Here is a 21,662-nt window from a genome sequence, read left to right as displayed (position 1 = left end):
CTCTGAATTGTTATATTGAAAAGGGACTTGTCATAACAAAGGCAAGTCCCTTTATAATTGTACCGAGTTATTGTTCAATTTCATACCCTTTCACCTGAATTGCTGGCCCGATGGGCAGTTTTCGCTTCTTACCTTTGGTGATACTACGAGCATAACTGGTTTTGAATTGTGACTGCATATCAAGAATACCATAGCGATCGCTGTCAACTACCATTACGCTAATGTAGTATTTCCTTTTTCCTCTCAGCACGATGGTTTCTTCTGGTTGGATGTCGAGTCGCTGCTTGCCGTTTCTTTTCTCGATCCTGTGGTAGATTGGCTTATTGAGGATGTTCACAAACTTGTTGCCCTGTATCTCGTAGATATTGAAACTAAGCACGCACCATTGGTATGAGATGCCTTTAATGGTCAGCAGGATGTCGCTGATGACGTAATCCTTCTTGCTTTTGAACACAGGCCCCCATTCTGTGCCATCAACCTTGCCCTTTCCACGGAATGATGCCACCGGCCCACTGATAGCTTTACCTGCAATTTTCTGTGGCTTGTTTTTCTTGCCTACAACGACTTCGGCCAGCTCGACCATTTTGTCCTTCATCGTGACTGTCAGTTGCTGTCCGTTGGCATATGTTTCGTAGGGAACAATGGCCTTTTGGAATGACACGTGGGTAAACACCAAGTCGTTCTTGCGATTGGCAGGTATCTCTAACTCAAAGTTGCCTTTAGCATCCGATATAGTGCCAACGTTGGACGATTGGTCCTCACTATCACCTTCCTCGAAACCGATACTAACGTATTCAACCGTTTCACCTTGTTCATTAACCACATGTCCCTTGACAATGGTTTGTGCCGATACTGGCGATGCTATTGTCATAATTGCAATTAGCATCGCAAAAAAAATGGTCTTTTTCATCTTTTATTCTTCGCTGCTATAGTCCAATATATCTGCCGGTGTACAATCCAATGCCTTGCAAATGGCTTCAAGTGTTGTAAAACGTATAGCCTTAGCCTTACCCGTTTTAAGTTTCGAAAGGTTTGTGATAGTGATGCCAACCCGCTCAGATAATTCATTAAGCGAGATTTTTCTTTTGGCCATCATCACGTCTAAGTTTACGACTATCATCTGCTGCCCTCCCTATACAGTTAAATCGTGTTCTGCTGCAACTTGACAGCCCATCTTGTACAATATGCCAAAAACGAGTAGAATAAGAGACTGCACAAATGGATTTGAAGTAAGTGCTATTACTGCAGGGCCTTTAGAAATGAATGCTTGATTAAGATTGTCTGATGCTACTGTTTGAAGAAATAACAATAGAACAGCAATAAAGATAAGCCTAATGTTCTTTTTAGGGAACAATTCTTCATGCTGGATTCCTTTGATGAGATTGATAAAGAAAGCCACACATAGACCTATGACAGCTAACGTCAGTGCTATATATAATAGGAATACAGTGGAAACAAACAGGACTTGATTTTGTTTTGCTTCCCAATGGATATGGCTGCCTGTAGTATCAAAGACCTGATGATAACTCTGATAACACAGGAATACAAACCATGCGGCACAAAAGAACAATGCCACATAACTGAGCCATCTCAGCGTCATAGCCAATTTCTCATTCATAGCGTAAATCAATTTAATTGTTATTCTGGCTGCAAAGATAGTGATATTTGTCGAAAAACAATAAATAATATATGATAATTAACTATTATTTAACTGAAATCGTATATTTTTACAGAAATAATCTATCAAGAAAATCAGTCAGGTGATACAGAGTCGCGCCACAAAGTTGTCATTCAAAAATAGCAGATTTATGGGATTTGGATAGTAACGCATAATAAAATTCGTGGGGATTGGGTAAAATTACCGAAATAAATTTGTGGGGATTGGAATTATTTATTATCTTTGCAGCACTTAAAACCACCATTTATGGCAGAGAGATTATTTAAAAGAAAAATATATGCAGAGCTTCTGAACTGGAAACAGGAATCAGATGGCAAGAGTGCGCTGTTAGTAGAAGGGGCCAGACGTGTTGGTAAATCTACGATAGTAGAGACTTTCGCCAAAAACGAATATGAGTCATATCTGCTCATAGATTTCAATAAGGCTTCCAAGGCAATTAAGGACTTGTTCAATGACTTGATGGACTTGGACTACTTGTTCCTATATCTTCAGACAACCTACCATGTGACACTTGTGAAGAGGAAGTCTGTCATCATCTTTGACGAGGTACAAAAATGTCCCATGGCTCGTCAGGCTATCAAGTATCTTGTTGATGATGGTAGGTATGACTATATTGAAACTGGGTCACTGATTAGCATTAAAAAGAATACTGAGGGTATAACGATTCCCAGTGAGGAGGACAGAATACAGATGAACCCGATGGATTTTGAAGAATTCCGTTGGGCTTTGGGTGATGTAGCGACAATGCCGCTTTTACAGAAGTTTTGGGAACAGAAACATCCACTTGGCCCTGCTCATCGGGAAATGGCACGTAATTTGCGTCTGTATATGCTTGTCGGTGGGATGCCTCAGGCTGTCAATGCCTATCTTGATACAAATAATTTCAGCAAGGTTGACATTGCCAAACGTCGGATATTAAAACTGTATGAAGATGATTTCCTGAAGATTGACCCGTCAGGAAGAGCATCTGTCATGTTCCGTTCCATACCTGGTCAATTGAGCCGGAACGCAATCCGATATGTACCATATTCAGCTGTAGGAAAGGTGGATGATGATAAAATGACCGAATTACTGAAAGATCTCGAAGACAGTAAGACGGTAAACATGTGTTATCATGTTGACGATCCTCAAGTGGGTATGGGGCTGACTAAGAACATAGACCAGTTTAAGATGTTCGTATGCGATACAGGTCTGTTTATAACACTTGCTTTCTGGGATAAAAAATTCACAGAGAATATTATTTACGAGAAACTTTTATCAGATAAGTTGCCAGCAAACCTCGGATATGTATACGAAAATTTAGTGGCTCAAATGCTGGTTGCATCTGGAAATGAACTCTATTATCATACTTGGCCCCGAGATGAAAAGCATTACTATGAGATTGATTTCTTATTATCAAGAGGAGCCAAGATATGTCCAGTGGAAGTAAAATCTTCAAACTATAAGTCTCATGCCTCACTGGATGAGTTTTGCCGCATCCACTCCTCCCGAATACTGTGGCGTTACCTGATATACACCAAAGATTACGCTAAAGACAGCGAGACATTTTTAATTCCACCATACATGGTGCCGTTTATCTAAACTGGCAAAGTATCAATTAGCAAAATCAATACAGGACGTAATCAATTCGAGGGGCGGTAAAAGGGTAAAACGGTTGTATAAATTCGGCAATGAATCCTATTTGTTGCCGAATTTACAAGAAAGGAGGAATCATTGGTGATTTGTACTTCCTCAGTAAAAAGAGAAATACAGATCCAGGAAGCTCATGCCGGACAAGTTTAGGTTTACGTTTACGTTTACCCATGTATATATACATGAACCTATAAACTGAAAATACTAAACTCAATCACTATGGTTAGGGTTTATTATACCTTATTATATAAGAACATCTAAACTTAAACCTAAACTTACAACGCAAGAATCCATCCGTTTTTCTTTTAATTGAAACCAATAATGGCAAGATGATATGTCAGTTCGTCTATATATGTTAAAAATCAAACACATTCTGCAAGAAAAACGTGCAGAATGAACGTAAAGTCAGAATAAATCACTAACTTTGCAAACAAAGTTTGCAGAATGTGCCTTAGGGATTATTTCCCTTCCAGAGTATGTGATGCAACTACAGTGAAAATGGTCTGGCAAAATGTTGACCAGATTGTTGACCAAATAGAAAAGTAACTCTAAAGATTAAGATTGGATTAGATGAAGACAAAATTAATTACGTAAGTGATAATTTTTGCAGAAGAATACGGGTCAGAAACGTGCAGAACGTGTATGATTTGCATTCGGAATGTTGACCAGTCCTTTCGTAAGTCATTGATAATCAGTATTCGTTAGCAGCCGCGCAGGCAGCCGTCGAAGAGCAAATTGAAGTAAATTAACTCTGACATAGATAAAGGGACTTGTCCGTTTGGGCGAGTCCCTTTACTTATGCTCACATGCGATTATAGAGTAAACTTCACAAAGACACGCTCCTTCTGCTAGTTTTATTTGATTTGTAGGTCACATTCTCTGGAATATTTGTATATTTGTAAAGCAAATGTAAGAATGTTTATGATGGAAGAACTCAGAAAAAAGATTTTGACAGAGGGATGTGCAAAAGCTGAAGGTGGTATCTTAATGGTTAGTAGTTTTCTCAATCATCAGATTGATGCAGAGTTTATGATGCATTGTGCAGAGGAGTTTGCTCGTCTGTTCGAGGGACAGGGAATCAACAAAATTGTCACGATTGAGGCTTCGGGTATTGCACCTGCAATCATGACGGGCTATCTTATGCACTTGCCGGTAGTGTTTATAAAGAAAAAGCGCCCTAAGACCGTTGATGAATATTGGAACTCGTTGGTGTGGTCGTTCACAAGGGATGAAGATATTCCTGTGTGCATTGACCGAAAGTTTCTGACTGACAAGGATAGGATTCTTTTCCTCGATGACTTTCTGGCTGATGGGCATGCTTCCGGTTGCATGATAGATTTATGCCGCCAATCTGGTGCTCAGATTGTGGGTATGGGCTTCCTCATAGAGAAAGGTTTTGGTTGTGGAGGTCAGTTTCTCCGTGAACATAACATCGACTTCCATGCTCTTGTAACTGTTGACCATATCAACGATGATGACACCATCGTATTTGCTTAAGTAATACAAAAAAGTCTCCTGTGAGGGGAGACTCTCTTCGGCGGTGCGTACGGGAGTCGAACCCGTGACCTCCTGCGTGACAGGCAGGCTCTTCAATTGCGCATCAATTTGAACGGAAAGTGTTTCTTGGATATGCTTTCGTTCCAGTTACAGGATTAACCGTATCACTGAACTTAATGTCATCTGCTAGACATAGAGCGATATAAAGCTGTATTATTCTTATGCAAAAGTAGGGATTGACCACGTAAAAGAGCGAGGTCGATGTTTTTTTGAAAAAAGTGCTATATGGGTTAAATCTTTTTCGAACTTTTCGAGTCTTTATGATAGATGCATCCCAAACACATAAAGACAATGAGTCAAGAAAACAACATTATAATGAAAGAGCTTACGGAACAATTGCGACGGGATCAATCTCACTTGATGAGGTATGCCTGTTACCGACTTGGTGACGCAAATGATGCAAAAGACGCGCTGCAAGATGCCTACCTGAAAGTCTGCGAAAAACTTTCTCACGAGAAAAGTAGCAAAGTAAAAGATTTGCGAAACTACCTCTTTCGCACGCTATCAAACATTTGCACTTCCCGGCTTACCATGTCGGAAAAGTATAAGACAATTCCTTTGGATACTCGACTTGATATGGCAATCTCTTCTACGGAAAGCAGCGAAGCAGATTACCAACGAATTGCCCAATTACTTATGGAAATTCCTGAAGATCAGGCCGAAGTCATACGGCTTCGAATCTATGGCGACAACAGCTTTGCTGATGTGGCTGAGATTCTTTCTCTTCCTCTGCCCACGGTGAAATCCCGTTTTCTGTACGGCTTGGAGAAAATCCGTCGGGCAATGAAACAAACAAATTATTAACATTAAACAGAACATTAATTATGAATTGTAAGGAATTTAAAGATAAGGTGGTCGGTCTTTTTGACATCACCATTGATATGCAGTTGCAGACCGAATGCAAAGTACACATGACTGAATGTCACGAGTGCAAAGCCTACTATGAAGAATTGGCAGATGCCTTCAAAGCATTGCAGCCACAAGAAACTCCTTCCAAACAATCTGCCAACAAGCCCGTTGCGAGTCGTCGTCATCTCTGGCATTTCATCGCTGCCGCTGCAGTATTCTTGCTTGGATTCTTTGTCGGATGGAACCACCTCTTCTCCACGCCTGTTGTGGCTGGTACTTCACGTGGTCAGCTCTTTGAACACGGCATTCGAAGTGTACAAAACGTTGGTAGTTTCCAAATGACTGTTTACGCCCGTACCACACCTAATGAAAATTTTGCCTATTTCGACCCTAAAGCTAACTTCGTGAGAATAGACATCAGACTACTGCGGCAAAATGACAATGTGTGTTATCGAATAGAGAAGCAGAAAGGACGGACTATCGTATTTGACGGTGATACTCAATATATGTGGATTCCCAACGCCCTTTACCTGAAAGGACCTCGCACAATCAACTTCCTGGAATATTTTGTCTGTCTGTTATATCCGGAGCGTTTGTTGACTATGCAGAAGTCTGCCATCGATTTTTCTGATAAAAACGAAGTGATACGTACTGAGACCGATACAACCGTCATCCTCACTTTCAAAGGAACAGAGAAGAATCAAGACCTTCAGCAACTGCTTGAGATTGGAAAAATGGGTGATTGCGAAGTGATAGTAGAGAATGTGTTTACCAAAAATGACGGGCTGTTACGCTTTGTCAAGCTATGGGTTGTCAATAGAGGTCAAAAGACCCTTTTATTTTATATAGACAATATCCAATACAATGTTATGATAAGTCTCTCCAGTTTTACAAATATTCCAGAAGCTCAATGGACGGATGTGACAAAAGTAACATCGGATACGGCAGATGACCGATTTGCAGAACTGCAAAAGGAGACTGCCGCACAAGCTGCAGAGCGTATCCTTCAAGCCATCATTAGTGGCGACAATAATCAAGCCAGTGAAGCACTGGTCTATTATAAGAATATTCTTCCTGCGTTGTCTGAAAATATGAAAGGTTGTAAAGCCTCAGGCTTCCAAGAACGTCGCGACAGCGAATATGTTGGAACGTACGTATTCTATACCTTAACTTATTCCGATGGGAAACAAGAGCAGAAACATATTGCAATTAGGAATGATAACGAAAAGCGTATTTGGATTGTTGACGGCGGTCTCTGATACATAATTATTGCACACTTGCAACGTTATAGGGACAAAAATTTCGAAGGGGTGGTAAAAGCAACAGCAGATCACCCCTTCGGGTTTATTATGTGTGAACAACCGTTAGCCGGGGGACGATTTATTCCATCCCCGTCCTGTATCCGCGATAGCATAATTTTCTATTTGTCTGATGTCGAGGTAATTATAAAAGCAGCGAACTCACTTCGATTCTCTCAATTTCAGCAAAAGGTAAGAGAAAACTTAAAATAGTTGTAATGGCAGTTTCGGCTATTCTGCACACCTCTACAGCGTGATTAAGAAGCGTGAGTTCGATATAAGGATAATGGGAACCCTGAGATGTCTCTCATTCCGTTAATGTCATTCCACTCGTTTAACAACTTGCTGCTTTTGTATATTTATGCAAGGTCGGAGCTGTTGCGGGATATTCTGTAAGCTTTTGAATATCAAAACGTTAAGTAGTATTTTCCAAAAGCTCAACTGCATATTTATACTCCATTTTCTGTATGTTTATACAGGATTGGTTTTGTGTTGTCTTTTTCATAGAATTCGCTTAAGAACAATGAATCAAGAGTTCTAAAGATGTCATAAAAAACAGAGCCTCTTGAAAAGAAGCTCTGTTTGCGGTGCGTACGGGACTCGAACCCGTGACCTCCTGCGTGACAGGCAGGCATTCTAACCAGGCTGAACTAACGCACCTGAGAAAAACTTTTAATCTAAAAACTGGCGGTGCGTACGGGACTCGAACCCGTGACCTCCTGCGTGACAGGCAGGCATTCTAACCAGGCTGAACTAACGCACCTTTGTTATTTGCGGATGCAAAGATAGATATAATTTTTGGAATAACAAAATATCAACTTGTTTTTTTGCGGCAACACTTCAAATATTTTGTTTTTTAGGTATCTGACGGGAATATTTTATTTCGCCCCCTGTCGTATTATCCAAGAATTTCTTGTTCTGTGACAATCATCTGTTGGCTTGGGTGATAGGTTGCTATTCTGATTTTCTCGGATGGTTTCTGGGCGAAAAGCTGAAGGATGGTTTGATAGTCGTATGCCGATGTATCGTAAACAATATATGCCATATTGCTTTCTGGCAATTCAATGGATGGGCTGAGGTGTCCGTCCGGAAGCGTCTCCTTATTGCCGACAATCAGTTCAGCGCTGATTCCTTTTCTATTGAATAGGGCTTTGCATGCTTCGCAGGTCGTTTCAGTGCCAATGACCACATAAGCCGGATGTTGTCGGCTACGTGGCGTGAAGATACCCAATGACTTTCCCGCTTGCCGTATCTTCATTTTGACTAACTCTCCGAATGCCTTGAAGTAGATGGCGGTTTTAACGGGGACGGTGAACCATAGCCGTAGGTGGCTGTAATGCTTGTTGAAGAACGTCAACATCGCTTTATAAAACACGTGCACATAGCGGAATGACGATTTTGCGGTGCTTTCTCCTTTGTAGTGGAGGATTTGTTGGGGGATGTACCAGTTTTTCCATCCTCCGTTCAGTAGGCGGAATGAAAGGTCGATGTCTTCTCCGTACATGAAGAAGTTCTCATCCAAATGCCCGATTTTGTTCAGCGCTTCTCTGCGGAGCATGCAGAAAGCGCCACTCACGACTTCTATTTCTGCGGGTTTGTCCCATGGCAGATAGCTCATGTAGTAGTGTGCGAAGCGCTTGCTCTGCGGAAAACGTTTGCAGAGTCCGCACATCTTGTAGAAGGCAGTCATGGGTGTGGGGATGCCTCGCCGCGACTCCATTGCCTTTTCTCCGAAGCTGTTGAGCATCTTTACTCCCGCGGCACCGCTTTCCGGGTGCTCATCCATGAATGTCAGCACGTTTTTGATGGTCTCCTCACATACGATTGTGTCAGGGTTGAGCAACAAGACATATTCTCCTTTGCTTCTTTCGATGGCGATGTTATTGGCTCTGGCAAAGCCAAGGTTATGGCTCAGTTCGATATAGTTGACTTCGGGAAAGTGGACAGTCAGATATTCGATGCTTCCGTCGCGCGAATGGTTGTCAACGACAAATATTTCGGCATCGATTCCTTTCAATGCTCTCCCCAAGCTGTCAAGACATTGATAGAGATAGTGCTTGACGTTGTAGTTGACTATGATGACGGATAGTTTCAAGGTTCAGTCTCGGCTTCGCACCGGCTTTTTGTAGGATAAATGAAAAAGAGGCATAAAAAAAGGATGATTGCCATATACCCAAACGCTACGTTTCCAAACAGATAGAAGAGGATGACGTTCAGTAGCATGGGGACTACTATCAGCATGATGCGGATGGTGCCCCATTTCAGGAGGGCTTGTTGTCCGTTTTCTTTCAGTGAGCGTTCCACCGATTTGAATTTGAACAGCCGCAAAGCCAGTGGAACGGCGCAGAGCGTGAGAAGTTCCATGGCGGTGACAACGAGAAACTCATTTGTCTTGGAGTCAGCAAGGCTTCCTTCGAGAAGGGTGTTGCTTTCGAACAGAACGACGACGATAAGTGCTGCCACGACAAATGCCGCAATCTCTATTGTCAATATGCTTTGCGTCCGTTTCATGGTCATTGTTCCGGTTTTGTCCGGTTGAGGATGGCGCGTCCCAACGTCACTTCGTCGGTATATTCCAATTCGTCTCCGACGGAAATGCCTCTTGCGATGACACTTATTTTCACGGGGTATGCAGCCAGTTTGCGTGAGATGAAGAAATTGGTTGTGTCGCCTTCCATCGTACTGCTGAGTGCCATAATCACTTCTTTGATATCGTCTTGTTCCACGCGTTCTACCAGCGAGTTGATTTCAATATCGTTCGGTCCTATGCCGTCCATGGGAGAGATGATTCCTCCCAAGACGTGGTATAGCCCGTTGTATTGCTGTGTGTTTTCAATAGCCATGACATCCTGTATGTTTTCCACCACGCAGATGGTTTGCTTGTCGCGTCGCTTGTCTGAACAAATCTGGCAGACGTCTGTGTCGCTGATGTTGTGGCATACCTTGCAATACTTGATTTCGTTTCGGACTTCAGCAATGGCATGGGCGAATTTCTCAACTTCCTCTGCAGGTTGTCGCAACAAATGGAGAACAAGACGCAAGGCAGTCTTGCGTCCTATTCCCGGCAGTTTGGAGAACTCTCCCACAGCCCTTTCCAGCAGGAGGGAAGGATATTGTTGTTCCATCAGTCGTCAAACAGATAGATACCAATGCCGACTTTCAATCCGATGGTCGAATAGTCGCTGTGCTTACGGAACGACTGGTCGTAATAGACGGCAGGTTCAATCGTCACCGAACGGTTGATGAAGAAGGCATATCCTACCTCTACGCCCGGCATGATGTCGTTATAGTTGTGGTTGGCGTGAATCCATTTGGCGTTGACTCCGAGATAGAGTCCGTTCTGGATGATGTAATAGCGTCCGCCGACACCCAGCGTGAAGTGGTCGGCAACGGCATCGTTCCCATTATGATTATACGAGAACATACCCAGTGCCATCAGGTTGTCAGCAAGGAGATAACCTCCCTTGGCTTCAAGCCCGAAGTTGAAGCCGTCGTTGCCGTTGTAGTTTAAGTTCAGACCCGTGAGCGATGCACCGATGTAACCTTTTCCCTCATGGAATTGTGCACTTGCGGAAACAGTCAGCAGCAATGCGGCTGCCATCAATAACATTTTCTTTTTCATGATTTCTTTCTTTTTTTATAATAGTGTTTTGTTTTATTGTAACGGCGTTTTCTTTTTGGTATTCCACCAGAAGAACCAGCACAGTGCAACGACAATACTTGCTCCGGCGATGATGGCTGTCGGTCCATATCCCATGTTCAGCGTCTGTCTGCTTGTGAAGAGGAATGTGGCGCAGGTCGTTGTCATGAACAAGGCGGGAATCAGTGTGATGATGTAGGGCTTGTTCGTTCGTGCCAGATACACGGTCAGCATCCACAGGGTGAAGACGGAGAGTGTCTGGTTGGACCAACCGAACCAGTTCCATATCATACTGAATCCGTTAGGGTTGTTCATCTGCCATATAAGCAGTGCGATGGTGCAGGCAAACATGGGGATGCAGATATAGAGTCGGTTGCGTATGGAATGCTGTTTCAGCTTCAGGAAGTCAGCAATAATCAGTCGGGCGCTGCGCAGGGCGGTGTCGCCGCTTGTGATAGGGGCAGCCACAACACCCAGTAGGGCGAGAATGCCGCCCACCACGCCAAGCCAGTCGTTGCAGATGATGTTCACGACGGATGGGGCAGAGGTGTTGGCACCTGTCGCTACAGCCAGTGTTTCGTAGCCCGGCGTCGGATTGTTATAGAAGAAATACATGGAGACGGTTGCCCAGATGAGCGCAACCAAGCCTTCTGTAATCATCGCGCCGTAGAAAATCGGACGGGCGTGGCGTTCGTTCTTGATGCAGCGTGCCATCAGTGGGCTTTGAGTGGCATGGAAACCGCTGATGGCTCCACAGGCAATTGTGATAAACAAACAGGGGAATATCGGGTCTGCCAGTCCCAGTTTCTCTGCTCCCATATTATCGATACCGTCCCATATCTCGGGCAGATTCGGCATCTTGATATAGAGCATGACCATCAATGCCACCGCCATGAATATCAGTGAGAAGGCAAACAGCGGATATATCTTGCCGATAATCTTGTCGATAGGCAGCATCGTGGCGATGATGTAATAGATAAAGATGATGACAATCCAGAAGGTGTTCTTGCCCAGCCAGTTGCTGATGGCTTCCGGTTCCCAGATGCCTGTCAGAATCTCCGCAGGGCTATACACGAAGACGGCGCCCACCATCAGCAGCAGCAGGATGGAGAAGATGAGCATCACTTGCTTCGTGGCGTTTCCCAGATAGGTGCCAATCATGTTCGGCAGGTTGGCCCCGTCGTGCCGGAGGGAGAGCATGCCGCTCAGATAGTCGTGCACGGCACCGGCGAAAATACAGCCGAGCACAATCCATATATACGCCACAGGTCCGAACTTCGCACCCATGATAGCACCGAAGATGGGTCCCGTTCCAGCGATATTCAGAAACTGAATCATGAAGATGCGCCAGTTCGGCAGGATGATAAAATCAACTCCGTCTGCCTTTGTGATGGCAGGAGTGGGGCGGTCGTCAGGTCCGAAAACCTTTTCAACGAATTTCCCGTAAATGAAGTAGCCCAATACAAGTAGGACAAGGCTGATACTGAATGTAATCATATTTTCTTTTCTTGTGCTTAATTCGATGCAAAGTTAATCAAAATAATTGATAGGATAAGAAATAAATGAATTTATTTACTTACCTTTGCAGCAAAATCATTGTTATGAAGCGTTTCTACACATTATATATATTATTAGCGGTTGCGGTTAGTGTCTTTTCGCAGAATCTCAAGATGGTGAGTCCGAAGTATGAGGTGCGTGCCGTCTGGCTGACGACTATCGGCGGGTTGGACTGGCCCCGTTCCTTGAGTGCTGAGCAACAGAAGCGCCAGCTCTGTGAGATTCTCGACCAGTTGAAGCGCGCGAATGTCAACACGGTGTTGTTTCAGGCACGTATTCGTGCAACGACGATTTACCCTTCTGCTTACGAGCCTTTCGATGCCTGTTTGACAGGTCATGCGGGCAGGTCGCCGGGTTACGACCCGTTGCAGTTTGCCGTGGAGGAGTGCCATCGTCGGGGAATGGAGATTCATGCGTGGATGGTCTGCATTCCGATAGGCAAGTGGAACGGTGCCGGCTGCAGGAACCTGCGCAGTGGGTCGCTGCCGATTCGGAAGATAGGCGACGAGGGATTTATGGACCCGGAGAAGGAACAGACTGCCCGCTATATCGCTGATATGTGTGAGGAGGTGACGCGCAACTATGACATCGACGGTGTGCATCTCGACTATATCCGTTATCCGGAGACGTGGAAAATCACGGTGAACAGAAACACGGGGCGTGAACACATCACCCGCATCGTCCGCACCGTTCACGAGCGGGTGAAGGCGCTGAAGCCATGGGTGAAACTGAGCTGTTCGCCCATCGGCAAGTCCGACGACCTCTCCCGTTATTCCAGCCGTGGATGGAATGCTTATTCGCGCGTCTGCCAGGATGCTCAGGGATGGCTCCGCGACGGACTCATGGACCAGCTCTATCCGATGATGTATTTCAAGGACAACAACTTCTTTCCTTTTGCCATCGACTGGGCTGAGAATGCGCACGGCAGGACGGTCGTCTCGGGGCTGGGCATCTATTTTCTTTCGCCCTCGGAAGGGAAGTGGGTGCTTTCCGACATCAGCCGCCAGATGCACGTTGCACGGCAGGTGGGACTCGGTCATGCCTATTTCCGCAGCCGTTTCTTTACGGACAACACAAAGGGCGTTTATGATTTTGCTGCACAACAGTTTGACGCAACGCCGGCACTAATCCCGCCCATGACGTGGGAACGGCAGTCGGTGCCTGCTGCCCCTCGTCGCATAGAGGTGTCTGAAAGCGGCGGGACGACCGTGCTCACATGGGAGTCGCGCGGCAGGGATTTGCTCTACAATGTCTATGCCAGCATGACCTGTCCGGTAGATATCACCGACGCGCGCAACCTGATAGCCACCCGTTTGCAGAACAACCGCCTGTCGGTGGCGAAGGCAGGTTTGAAGGGCGGACGCTATTTTGCCGTGACAGCCATGAACCGCTTCGGAACGGAGAGTGCTCCGGCGTTCTATGGATGCTCTCCGGGTGCGGACGAGCAGTCTTCGCAATCGCTGAACGCGTTCCTTCCGACCGACGGCAATACGCTCCAACTGCCGCCAATCAAGAACATTCTGGACATCAAGTATCTGGTTGTTGAGGACCTTACGGGCAGAATCGTCAGCACACGCGCCACCCGTCTGGAGACCATCGATATCAGTACGCTGCCCGAAGGCATCTATGTGCTGCGCTCGGTCAACCGCAAAGGCGTCTCACACCGACTGGGTTATTTTGTTAGAAAGGGCGAGAAGTTGCGCCGTCTCCATGGAGAAAGATGAGAGAAAGCGGGGCTGGTGGAAAGTTCTTTTTAAGAGGAAATGTTTTAGGACATGCAAAAAAAGTTGACCAATTTGCATGGATATTTATGCATTCGTATGCAAACGCAATCACTTTTGTAACCATTTGTAAGTCAGTTGTTTAGAAAGTGCCTTCCAAAAGTGCCACTTTTAGGTCGCAAAAGGGGAACTTTTAGGACGCGAAAGTGCCACTTTTAGCGTGCGAAAGTCCAACTTTTGGAAAATGAAAGTTGAACTACCCCAAAATGTGTATATATATACAGTGACACATCTGCCGCTCAATGACGTTTGGCACGCTATTTGCTGAGTAAGAGGCAGACGACTAATTAAAACAAAACATATTGATATGAAAAAAGGTAATATCGGGGTTACGACAGAGAACATCTTCCCCGTCATCAAAAAGTTTTTGTATTCCGACCATGAGATTTTTCTCCGTGAGATGATTTCAAACGCCGTCGATGCCACGCAAAAGATGAAAACGCTGGCTGAGAAGGGCGACTTCAAAGGCGAACTGGGCGACCTGACCGTGCGCGTGACGCTGAACGAGAAGAAGAAAACGCTGACCTTCAGCGACCGCGGTATCGGCATGACGGAAGAGGAAATCGACAAGTATATCAACCAGATAGCCTTCTCGGGAGTGAGCGATTTCCTTGAAAAATACAAGGACAACGCCAACGCCATCATCGGACATTTCGGACTGGGATTCTACTCAGCCTTCATGGTGAGCAAGAAAGTGGAAATCATCACCCGCAGCTACCGCGAGGATGCCGTGCCAGTGAAATGGAGTTGCGACGGCAGTCCGGAGTTCAAAATCGAGGAAACGAAGAAGGACGACCGCGGAACGGACATCATTCTGCATATTGACGACGACTGCAAGGAGTTCACCGAGAAGCAGAAGATTCAGGAATTGCTGAACAAATACTGCAAGTTCATGGCTGTTCCCGTTGCGTTCGGCAAGAAGACCGAATGGAAAGACGGTAAACAAGTAGATACGGAAGAGGACAATATTATAAATAATGTGGAGCCGCTGTGGACGAAGAGTCCGAGCACGCTGAAGGATGAGGACTACAAGAGTTTCTATCGCACGCTCTATCCGATGCAGATGGACGAACCGCTGTTCTGGATTCACTTAAATGTGGATTATCCTTTTAATTTAACCGGTATTCTGTACTTCCCTCGTATTCAGTCGAATATTGACCTTCAGCGCAATAAGATTCAGCTCTATTGCAACCAGGTGTTTGTGACCGATCAGGTGGAAGGAATCGTGCCCGAATTCCTGACCCTGCTGCATGGTGTCATCGACTCGCCGGACATCCCGCTGAACGTGAGCCGTTCCTACCTGCAGAGCGATGCCAACGTGAAAAAAATCTCGACCTATATCACCAAGAAGGTGGCTGACCGGCTGAATGGTATCTTCAAGGAAAATCGCAAAGAGTATGAAGAGAAGTGGGACAACCTCAAGATTTTCATTAACTACGGCATGCTCTCACAGGAAGATTTCTACGACCGCGCGAAGGATTTTGCACTGATGAAAGACGTGGACGGCAAGTATTTCACCTTCGATGAATACAAAACACTCATCAAAGACAATCAGACCGACAAAGACGGACAACTCATCTACCTCTATGCCAACAACAAGGAAGAGCAGTATTCCTACATCGAGGCAGCCCGACAGAAAGGTTATAGTGTGCTGTTGCTCGACGGCGACCTCGACACGCCAGTCGTTTCCATGCTCGAGCAGAAGTTCGAAAAGAGCCGTTTCACGCGCGTTGACGGCGACATCATCGACCGCCTGATAGTCAAGGAAGAAGCAAAGAAATTGACCCTCGACGAGGCTGAGAGTGACAATCTGTCACAAGCATTCCGCTCACAAATGCCGAAACTGGACAAAGCAGAGTTCTATGTGGAAGTGCAAAGTCTCGGCAGCGAAGCCCAGCCGGTACTCATCACGCAGAGCGAATACATGCGCCGCATGAAGGACATGAGCCGTTTCCAGAGCGGAATGAGCTTCTACGCGCAGATGCCCGACTCCTACAACCTGGTGCTCAACAGCGACCACGAACTCATCAAGAAGGTTTTGGAAGACGAGACAGCCAAATGTGCCGACCTGCTGAAACCGATAACAAGTGAGGAGAAGGGACTCGAAGCCCGTCTGGCAGCCCTGCGCCAGGAGCAGGGAAAGAAGAAACCCGAAGAAATCACGCAGGAAGAGAAAGACGATTTGCAGAACACGGAGAAGGCTCTGAATGAGCAGAAAGACAAGAGGAAGCAGGTGATTGCCGACTATGCGAAGGACAACAAGGTTGTGCATCAGCTGATTGACCTCGCACTTCTGCAGAACGGTATGCTGAAAGGCGCTGCCCTCGATGCCTTCCTCAAACGCTCGGTAGATTTGATTCAATAACGACAGTCCTGATAATTACCGTCAGGATTGACGGAAAACGGCAGACTGTTGTCTTTCCTCTGGAATATCCAGGGGAGAGGCAACAGTCTTTTTGTGGAAAAAACTTCGTCGCAAGCCTTGTGAAGATTTTTATTTCTGAAAATTCTTTCGTAATTTTGCAAAGGAAAAATTAAATCCTGCCCGCATAGGGAAAATGCACCAACTGAAGAAATGAACATCCTTTTGGAGAAACAAGCAATAAAGAGCAAATGATGAAAGACAATACAACATCTCAACCCTTAGTGGATTTCGGTCCCGTAGAAGACAAGTCGAAAGGCATCATCAAGGTGATTGGAGTAGGCGGCGGCGGTTGCAATGCTGTCAGAAATATGTATAATGAAGGCATTGAAGGCGTCACGCTGGCGGTATGCAACACCGATAGCAAGTCGCTGGCACCATCGCCGGTGCCTGTGAAAATCATGTTGGGTGAAGGTTTGGGAGCCGGCGGCGTACCGGAAATTGGGCGTTCGGAAGCAGAAAAGAATGTGAGCGATATCGAAAAACTGCTGAACGACGGCACGCGCATGGTGTTCATCACGGCAAGCATGGGCGGCGGAACAGGCACGGGCTCAGCGCCGGTCGTTGCCAGCGTGGCAAAGAAAATGGGTTTGCTGACGATAGGCGTAGTGACCATACCGTTCTATTTTGAGAAGAAACAGAAGATTATCAAGGCATTAAAAGGAGTCGATGAACTCAAAAAAAATGTGGATGCCCTGCTGATTATCAACAACGAGCGCCTGTGCGACGTTTATGGCGACACACCGATAGCGGTGAAAGAGTCGTTCGCGCGGGCAGATAATATACTGAAAGATGCCGTCAAAGGGATTGCCGAATTGATTACTGTCAACAGTGAAGGTGGTATCGATCTCGACTTCCGCGATGTGGAAACGACCATGCGGAATGGGGGAGGAGCAATCATGGCGACAGGGAAAGCGAGTGGAGAGAAACGCGTGGAGCGCGCCATACTGAATGCCATCGACTCTCCGTTGCTCTATGGCAACGATATCGGAAAGGCAAAACGCATCCTATTCAATATCTATTCAAGTGATGAAGCGCCAATCATGGTACCCGAGATGCAGGAGATAGATGACTTCTTCGACCAACTCGATCCGAATATTGAGGTCATCTGGGGTATTTCCACCGACGCCTCGTTGGGAGGAGATGCGAAGGTGACGATTCTCGCTACAGGGATGGAGGATGAGAAAGACGAATCGGAGAAATTGCCGCACGATGACCGTTATTACGAGGAACTGATTCCCAAGTTGTATAAGCCGATTGTCAAACAAGTAAGCAATCCGAAGGAAGAGCCGGTCTTTGTCATCGAACCAATCGTGGAACCGGAACCGGCAAAGGAAGAGCCCGTAGCGGCTGAAGAACCGGAGCATGAGGAAGAGCCGATGGACAAGGAGGAAGAACAGGCAGGTGATAAGCCTGGCGGGAACGTTCCCATGATTGATAAATGGAAAAAGTGGCTCAACGGTTTTATTCAGGATACAGACAATGAAGATTGAATCATCCCATACACCGGAAGAACAGGCTCAGCAACTGGCAGAATTGGTGCAGACGTTGAGAGAAAAAGGGCGTATGGACCTTCTCTTGCGTGCTGTCGGAGTGTCGGTGCTGGAAGAACTTCGCATTGAAGCTGCCCGTGCGCGATTGAGTCGGTTGCAGATTGACAGCGACTATCGTTTCATACTGGTGGACTATGGCAATCGGGAAATAGAGCTTCAACCCATCCACAAGGCTGTCTATCTCCTTTTCCTGGCTCATCCCGAAGGAATCGAGTTCAAGCGACTTTCAGAATATAAGGGCGAGTTGCTGAAGTATTATATGGCGACGGCAAAAAGTCTGGATAAACAGAAAATAGAGGAGGGGGTGGAACATCTGATCAATCCGTTGGACAATGCCATCAACGAAAAATGTTCGCGCATCAAAAGAGCATTCCTCGAAATCATGGATGAATATACAGCCAATTACTATATCATCGGCAGTCATGCCCAGCGCCATGCAGCAGGAACTTCACACGTCTGGTACAAAAGGCTAAAAGTCATTACATTACCCCGCGAACTGATTATTTGGTAGTGTAATGTATTTTTTGTATCTTTGCACCGAACAAATAGTGTCTCGATAGTCTCGAGACATGAATGTTGCAAATTTCTCAAACCTTTTTATAATATGAAACGAACAAGAACATTACTGACCATCGGCTTAGCATCGTTTGTGATGCAGTCGGTTGCCATACCTACCGATGGTATGGGTGCGAACGACAATCCGCTGTTGCAGAAAAGCGGAATTCTGTTTAATGCTCCTGATTTTAGCAAAATCAAGGACACTGATTACCTGCCTGCCATAGAGCTTGCTATCAAGCAGAACCGCGAGGAAATCAATGAAATCGTAAACAACAAGAAGAAACCGACTTTCGAGAACACCATCTTGGCACTCGAGAAGAGCGGCGTGCAGCTCGACAAAGTCACCAGCGTATTTTACGGGTTGACCAGTGCACACAAGACACCGGTCATTGCCGAGACGGAGAAGAAGGTGACACCGATGCTCACGGAATTGGAGAACGAGATAAAGTTCAACAAAAAACTCTTCGAGCGCATTAAATATGTGTATGACAAGGAATTCAAGAAGCTGAAAGGCGAAGACAAGCGACTCACGGAAGTGGTCTATAAAAACTTCGTACGTTCAGGAGCTTTGCTGCCGGCAGACAAGATGGAGCGCATGAAGCAAATCAATATCCGTATTGCTGAGTTGCAACAGCAGTGGGGCGACATGCTGCCCGAGGCAACTAATACGGCAATTGTGTGGGTGACCAGCAAGCAGGAACTGTCGGGGCTCAGTGAGGCAGACATTGCTCAGTGCAAGAAAGATGCTGAAAGCCGTGGCGGGAAAGCACCCTATTGCATCGTGATTACCAATACCACGCAACAGGCAATCCTCACCACGCTCGACAACCGTAACCTGCGCAAGCGTGTGTTTGAAGCATCACGCCACCGCGCCGACGGAACCCGTCAGTTCAATACCTTCCCCTATGTAGTGGAAATAGCCAAGCTCCGTGCAGAGGCTGCCGCCTTGATGGGCTACAAGAACTATGCGTCTTATTCGCTCGAAAAGACCATGGCGAAAACGCCAGACAACGTGTATTCCTTCCTCAAGCAACTCATCAAAGACTATACTCCGAAGGCTGAAGCCGAAACAAAAGCCATTGAAGCATACGCCCAGAAGACGATGGGAGCCAACTTCAAACTGCAACCATACGACCGTTTCTATTATTCAGCGAAGATGAAGCAGGAGGCATACAATCTCTCTGAAGACCAAATCAAACCCTATTTCAATATTGACAGCGTACAGAAAAACGGTGTCTTCTATGCGGCTAATCGGGCATACGGACTGACATTCAAAGAGCGGAAAGACATCCCGACGTATCATCCCGACATGAAAGTGTTTGAAGTCATCGATAAAGACGGTAAGCCTTTGGCACTTTTCTATAGCGACTATTATCGTCGTGCAACCAAGCGCGGTGGAGCGTGGATGAGCTCTTTTGCAAAACAGAGCGGTCTGCGCGAGCAGCAGCCGGTAATCTACAACTGCTGTAACTATGCGAAGGCTCCGGAAGGACAGCCAACACTCATCACATGGGACGAGGTGTGCACACTCTTCCACGAGTTTGGACACGCACTGCATGGAATACTTTCAAATTGCAAATATAATACGCTCAGCGGCACAGCCACGGCACGCGACTTCGTTGAGATGCCGTCGCAGTTCAATGAGACCTTTGCTTCCATTCCTGAGATATTTGACAACTATGCAAAGCATACCGAGACAGGACAGCCTATGCCCACAGAACTGAAGGAGAAGATGCTCACTTCCATCAACTATCATGCTGCCTATGCCTTAGGCGAAAACTTGGCAGCAACATGTCTCGACCTCGCATGGCACATGCTCGGCGTGAACGAGATTCCTTCCGCAGATGAAGCGGCAGAATTTGAAACGAAGGTTCTCAGAGAAATAGGTTTGTATAATGAGCAGATACCTCCACGCTATTCCACTTCATACTTCAACCACGTTTGGGGAGGCGGATACGCAGCAGGATATTACAGCTACCTGTGGACGGAAGTGTTGGCAGTAAACGTAGCCGATTGCTTCGAGAAGCGTGGCGCACTCAATCCGGAAGTCGGACAGGACTTCCGCAACAAAGTGCTCAGTCGGGGTAATACAAAAGAACAACTCCAATTGTTCATCGACTTCACAGGAATGAACGCACCAGACCCGTCAGGACTGCTCAAAGCAAGAGGTCTTTAAGCTCCGTGACAGATATTTTTTTAGCGATGCACCTTCTAAATCATCGGAGGTGCATCGTTTTTTTTGTTTTTTTTGCTATCTTTGTGCCAAAAACAAGAAAACCACCACGTAGAAGCTATGGAATACATCACACTGAATAATGGCGTGCAGATGCCGATAGTAGGACTCGGCGTGTACGATATCCCGGACAAAGAAACGCAACGAGTGGTCGAAGAAGCGATATCAGTTGGTTACCGCAGTATAGACACGGCAGCCATGTATCATAACGAACGAGGTGTCGGCGATGCTGTGCGAGCATGTGGCGTGGCTCGGGAAGAACTGTTTGTGACTACAAAAATCTGTGAACCCTGTTATACCTGTGACGAGACGATGCGCACGGTGGAAGACTCCATGAACCGCCTGAAGCTTGATTATGTTGACCTGATGTTGCTCCACTGGCCCGTGGGCAATCCCGCCGTGATGTGGAAAACATTGGAAAAACTCTATCAGAAAAGAGTTTTCCGTGCCATCGGAGTGTCTAATTTCTATCCGAACACATTCCCGGAAATCGTCGAGGGCGCACAAGTGATGCCCGTTGTCAATCAATGCGAGGCACATGTGCTTTACCAGCAACGAAAGATGATAGACTATTTGCGTCCTTACAACGTGATGTTAGAGGCATGGAGCCCTTTGGCAGAAGGGAAACACGGTATCTTCAGTAATCATGTCTTGATGGAAATCGGTTTGAAATATGGAAAAACAGCAGCACAGGTGGCGCTGAAGTTTCTTGTTCAGAACGGCATCATCGTCATTCCCAAAACCATACATAGGAGTCGCATGGAGGAAAATATCAACCTGTTTGATTTTACTTTATCCGAAGACGACCTCGACGATATTCGCCGGCTTGACACCGGACACAATGTCACGGGGTGGCCTTCCGATGCTTTGACTTATTAAACGATGAACAGATAAAAACGAATCA

The 21,662-nt window shown here is 46.1% G+C and carries 18 protein-coding genes and 3 tRNA genes; 10 read left to right on the top strand and 11 right to left on the bottom strand.

Features of this window, described 5'->3' with window-relative positions:
* Window positions 1-67 precede the first annotated feature (67 nt).
* Genes GRF55_RS06525 through GRF55_RS06515 form a run of 3 tightly spaced genes read right to left on the bottom strand, consistent with a single transcriptional unit; the run spans window position 68 to window position 1,618 of the window.
* Entirely contained in the window at window positions 68-910 is an 843-nt protein-coding gene (locus tag GRF55_RS06525) for a carboxypeptidase-like regulatory domain-containing protein (RefSeq protein ID WP_220367649.1), read from the bottom strand.
* Between the two features lie 3 nt (window positions 911-913).
* Window positions 914-1,120 (bottom strand): helix-turn-helix transcriptional regulator, encoded by a 207-nt coding sequence (locus tag GRF55_RS06520; RefSeq protein ID WP_220367648.1) that lies wholly within the window; start codon window positions 1,118-1,120, stop codon window positions 914-916.
* Window positions 1,121-1,132: 12 nt separating this feature from the next.
* A complete protein-coding gene (locus GRF55_RS06515; protein ID WP_220367647.1) occupies window positions 1,133-1,618 on the bottom strand; it encodes a hypothetical protein in 486 nt (161 codons plus the stop codon).
* Between the two features lie 306 nt (window positions 1,619-1,924).
* Here GRF55_RS06515 and GRF55_RS06510 point away from each other — a divergent pair, with 306 nt between their 5' ends.
* A complete protein-coding gene (locus GRF55_RS06510; protein WP_220367646.1) occupies window positions 1,925-3,259 on the top strand; it encodes an ATP-binding protein in 1,335 nt (444 codons plus the stop codon).
* A gap of 975 nt (window positions 3,260-4,234) precedes the next feature.
* Complete coding sequence (xpt, locus tag GRF55_RS06505) at window positions 4,235-4,807, top strand: xanthine phosphoribosyltransferase (protein ID WP_220369646.1); 573 nt, start codon at window positions 4,235-4,237, stop codon at window positions 4,805-4,807.
* 41 nt (window positions 4,808-4,848) lie between these two features.
* On the opposite strand, the gene GRF55_RS06500 is transcribed toward xpt, so the two are convergent.
* A tRNA-Ser gene (locus tag GRF55_RS06500) sits at window positions 4,849-4,912 on the bottom strand.
* A gap of 246 nt (window positions 4,913-5,158) precedes the next feature.
* Here GRF55_RS06500 and GRF55_RS06495 point away from each other — a divergent pair.
* Window positions 5,159-5,671 carry an RNA polymerase sigma factor gene (locus GRF55_RS06495; protein ID WP_220367645.1) on the top strand — a complete coding sequence of 171 codons (513 nt, stop codon included), beginning with the start codon at window positions 5,159-5,161 and terminating at the stop codon, window positions 5,669-5,671.
* Between the two features lie 20 nt (window positions 5,672-5,691).
* Complete coding sequence (locus GRF55_RS06490) at window positions 5,692-6,975, top strand: anti-sigma factor (RefSeq protein WP_220367644.1); 1,284 nt, start codon at window positions 5,692-5,694, stop codon at window positions 6,973-6,975.
* A 624-nt stretch (window positions 6,976-7,599) separates the two neighbouring features.
* On the opposite strand, the gene GRF55_RS06485 is transcribed toward GRF55_RS06490, so the two are convergent.
* The 7 genes from GRF55_RS06485 to GRF55_RS06455 all read right to left on the bottom strand — a co-directional run bounded on the left by GRF55_RS06485 (window position 7,600) and on the right by GRF55_RS06455 (window position 12,151).
* Window positions 7,600-7,674 (bottom strand) — tRNA-Asp (locus tag GRF55_RS06485).
* 25 nt (window positions 7,675-7,699) lie between these two features.
* Window positions 7,700-7,777: transfer RNA gene (locus tag GRF55_RS06480), tRNA-Asp, on the bottom strand.
* A gap of 135 nt (window positions 7,778-7,912) precedes the next feature.
* The gene (locus tag GRF55_RS06475) at window positions 7,913-9,109 is read right to left on the bottom strand and encodes a glycosyltransferase family 2 protein (RefSeq protein ID WP_220367643.1); all 1,197 of its coding nucleotides are present in this window, start codon (window positions 9,107-9,109) and stop codon (window positions 7,913-7,915) included.
* On the bottom strand, window positions 9,106-9,525 hold the full coding sequence (locus GRF55_RS06470) for a hypothetical protein (RefSeq protein ID WP_220367642.1): 420 nt from the start codon (window positions 9,523-9,525) through the stop codon (window positions 9,106-9,108). The genes GRF55_RS06475 and GRF55_RS06470 overlap by 4 nt, the downstream gene beginning before the upstream one ends.
* Before the next feature lie 2 nt (window positions 9,526-9,527).
* Window positions 9,528-10,139 carry a recombination mediator RecR gene (recR, locus tag GRF55_RS06465; RefSeq protein WP_220367641.1) on the bottom strand — a complete coding sequence of 204 codons (612 nt, stop codon included), beginning with the start codon at window positions 10,137-10,139 and terminating at the stop codon, window positions 9,528-9,530.
* Window positions 10,139-10,636, bottom strand: a complete 498-nt coding sequence (locus tag GRF55_RS06460; RefSeq protein ID WP_220367640.1) for a hypothetical protein — start codon at window positions 10,634-10,636, stop codon at window positions 10,139-10,141. The genes recR and GRF55_RS06460 overlap by 1 nt, the downstream gene beginning before the upstream one ends.
* 33 nt (window positions 10,637-10,669) lie before the next feature.
* Window positions 10,670-12,151 carry a carbon starvation protein A gene (locus GRF55_RS06455; protein ID WP_220367639.1) on the bottom strand — a complete coding sequence of 494 codons (1,482 nt, stop codon included), beginning with the start codon at window positions 12,149-12,151 and terminating at the stop codon, window positions 10,670-10,672.
* A gap of 65 nt (window positions 12,152-12,216) precedes the next feature.
* Between GRF55_RS06455 and GRF55_RS06450 the strand changes: the two genes are divergently transcribed.
* The 6 genes from GRF55_RS06450 (at window position 12,217) to GRF55_RS06425 (ending at window position 21,637) form a co-directional block, all read left to right on the top strand.
* Entirely contained in the window at window positions 12,217-13,935 is a 1,719-nt protein-coding gene (locus tag GRF55_RS06450; RefSeq protein ID WP_255563731.1) for a family 10 glycosylhydrolase, read from the top strand.
* 364 nt (window positions 13,936-14,299) lie between these two features.
* On the top strand, window positions 14,300-16,357 hold the full coding sequence (gene htpG, locus GRF55_RS06445) for a molecular chaperone HtpG (protein ID WP_220367638.1): 2,058 nt from the start codon (window positions 14,300-14,302) through the stop codon (window positions 16,355-16,357).
* Window positions 16,358-16,605: 248 nt separating this feature from the next.
* Window positions 16,606-17,907 (top strand): cell division protein FtsZ, encoded by a 1,302-nt coding sequence (ftsZ, locus tag GRF55_RS06440; protein WP_220367637.1) that lies wholly within the window; start codon window positions 16,606-16,608, stop codon window positions 17,905-17,907.
* A complete protein-coding gene (locus GRF55_RS06435) occupies window positions 17,897-18,478 on the top strand; it encodes a hypothetical protein (RefSeq protein WP_220367636.1) in 582 nt (193 codons plus the stop codon). The genes ftsZ and GRF55_RS06435 overlap by 11 nt, the downstream gene beginning before the upstream one ends.
* A gap of 93 nt (window positions 18,479-18,571) precedes the next feature.
* Window positions 18,572-20,701 carry a M3 family metallopeptidase gene (locus tag GRF55_RS06430; protein WP_220367635.1) on the top strand — a complete coding sequence of 710 codons (2,130 nt, stop codon included), beginning with the start codon at window positions 18,572-18,574 and terminating at the stop codon, window positions 20,699-20,701.
* A gap of 117 nt (window positions 20,702-20,818) precedes the next feature.
* A complete protein-coding gene (locus GRF55_RS06425; RefSeq protein WP_220367634.1) occupies window positions 20,819-21,637 on the top strand; it encodes an aldo/keto reductase in 819 nt (272 codons plus the stop codon).
* The last annotated feature ends 25 nt before the right edge of the window (window positions 21,638-21,662 follow it).

It is taken from the genome of Prevotella sp. Rep29, assembly GCF_019551475.1.
In the GTDB taxonomy this organism is placed as follows: Bacteria; Bacteroidota; Bacteroidia; order Bacteroidales; family Bacteroidaceae; genus Prevotella.
Note: the sequence above shows the minus strand (reverse complement) of the source record. Positions and strands in the feature narration are given on the sequence as shown.

What these genes read in the sequence shown, in the direction of transcription:
- GRF55_RS06525 (WP_220367649.1), bottom strand. Translation starts at nt 910, where the DNA reads ATGAAAAAGACCATTTTTTTTGCGATGCTAATTGCAATTATGACAATA.
- GRF55_RS06520 (WP_220367648.1), bottom strand. Translation starts at nt 1,120, where the DNA reads ATGATAGTCGTAAACTTAGACGTGATGATGGCCAAAAGAAAAATCTCG.
- GRF55_RS06515 (WP_220367647.1), bottom strand. Translation starts at nt 1,618, where the DNA reads ATGAATGAGAAATTGGCTATGACGCTGAGATGGCTCAGTTATGTGGCA.
- GRF55_RS06510 (WP_220367646.1), top strand. Translation starts at nt 1,925, where the DNA reads ATGGCAGAGAGATTATTTAAAAGAAAAATATATGCAGAGCTTCTGAAC.
- xpt (WP_220369646.1), top strand. Translation starts at nt 4,235, where the DNA reads ATGGAAGAACTCAGAAAAAAGATTTTGACAGAGGGATGTGCAAAAGCT.
- GRF55_RS06495 (WP_220367645.1), top strand. Translation starts at nt 5,159, where the DNA reads ATGAGTCAAGAAAACAACATTATAATGAAAGAGCTTACGGAACAATTG.
- GRF55_RS06490 (WP_220367644.1), top strand. Translation starts at nt 5,692, where the DNA reads ATGAATTGTAAGGAATTTAAAGATAAGGTGGTCGGTCTTTTTGACATC.
- GRF55_RS06470 (WP_220367642.1), bottom strand. Translation starts at nt 9,525, where the DNA reads ATGAAACGGACGCAAAGCATATTGACAATAGAGATTGCGGCATTTGTC.
- recR (WP_220367641.1), bottom strand. Translation starts at nt 10,139, where the DNA reads ATGGAACAACAATATCCTTCCCTCCTGCTGGAAAGGGCTGTGGGAGAG.
- GRF55_RS06460 (WP_220367640.1), bottom strand. Translation starts at nt 10,636, where the DNA reads ATGAAAAAGAAAATGTTATTGATGGCAGCCGCATTGCTGCTGACTGTT.
- GRF55_RS06455 (WP_220367639.1), bottom strand. Translation starts at nt 12,151, where the DNA reads ATGATTACATTCAGTATCAGCCTTGTCCTACTTGTATTGGGCTACTTC.
- GRF55_RS06450 (WP_255563731.1), top strand. Translation starts at nt 12,217, where the DNA reads ATGAATTTATTTACTTACCTTTGCAGCAAAATCATTGTTATGAAGCGT.
- htpG (WP_220367638.1), top strand. Translation starts at nt 14,300, where the DNA reads ATGAAAAAAGGTAATATCGGGGTTACGACAGAGAACATCTTCCCCGTC.
- ftsZ (WP_220367637.1), top strand. Translation starts at nt 16,606, where the DNA reads ATGATGAAAGACAATACAACATCTCAACCCTTAGTGGATTTCGGTCCC.
- GRF55_RS06435 (WP_220367636.1), top strand. Translation starts at nt 17,897, where the DNA reads ATGAAGATTGAATCATCCCATACACCGGAAGAACAGGCTCAGCAACTG.
- GRF55_RS06430 (WP_220367635.1), top strand. Translation starts at nt 18,572, where the DNA reads ATGAAACGAACAAGAACATTACTGACCATCGGCTTAGCATCGTTTGTG.
- GRF55_RS06425 (WP_220367634.1), top strand. Translation starts at nt 20,819, where the DNA reads ATGGAATACATCACACTGAATAATGGCGTGCAGATGCCGATAGTAGGA.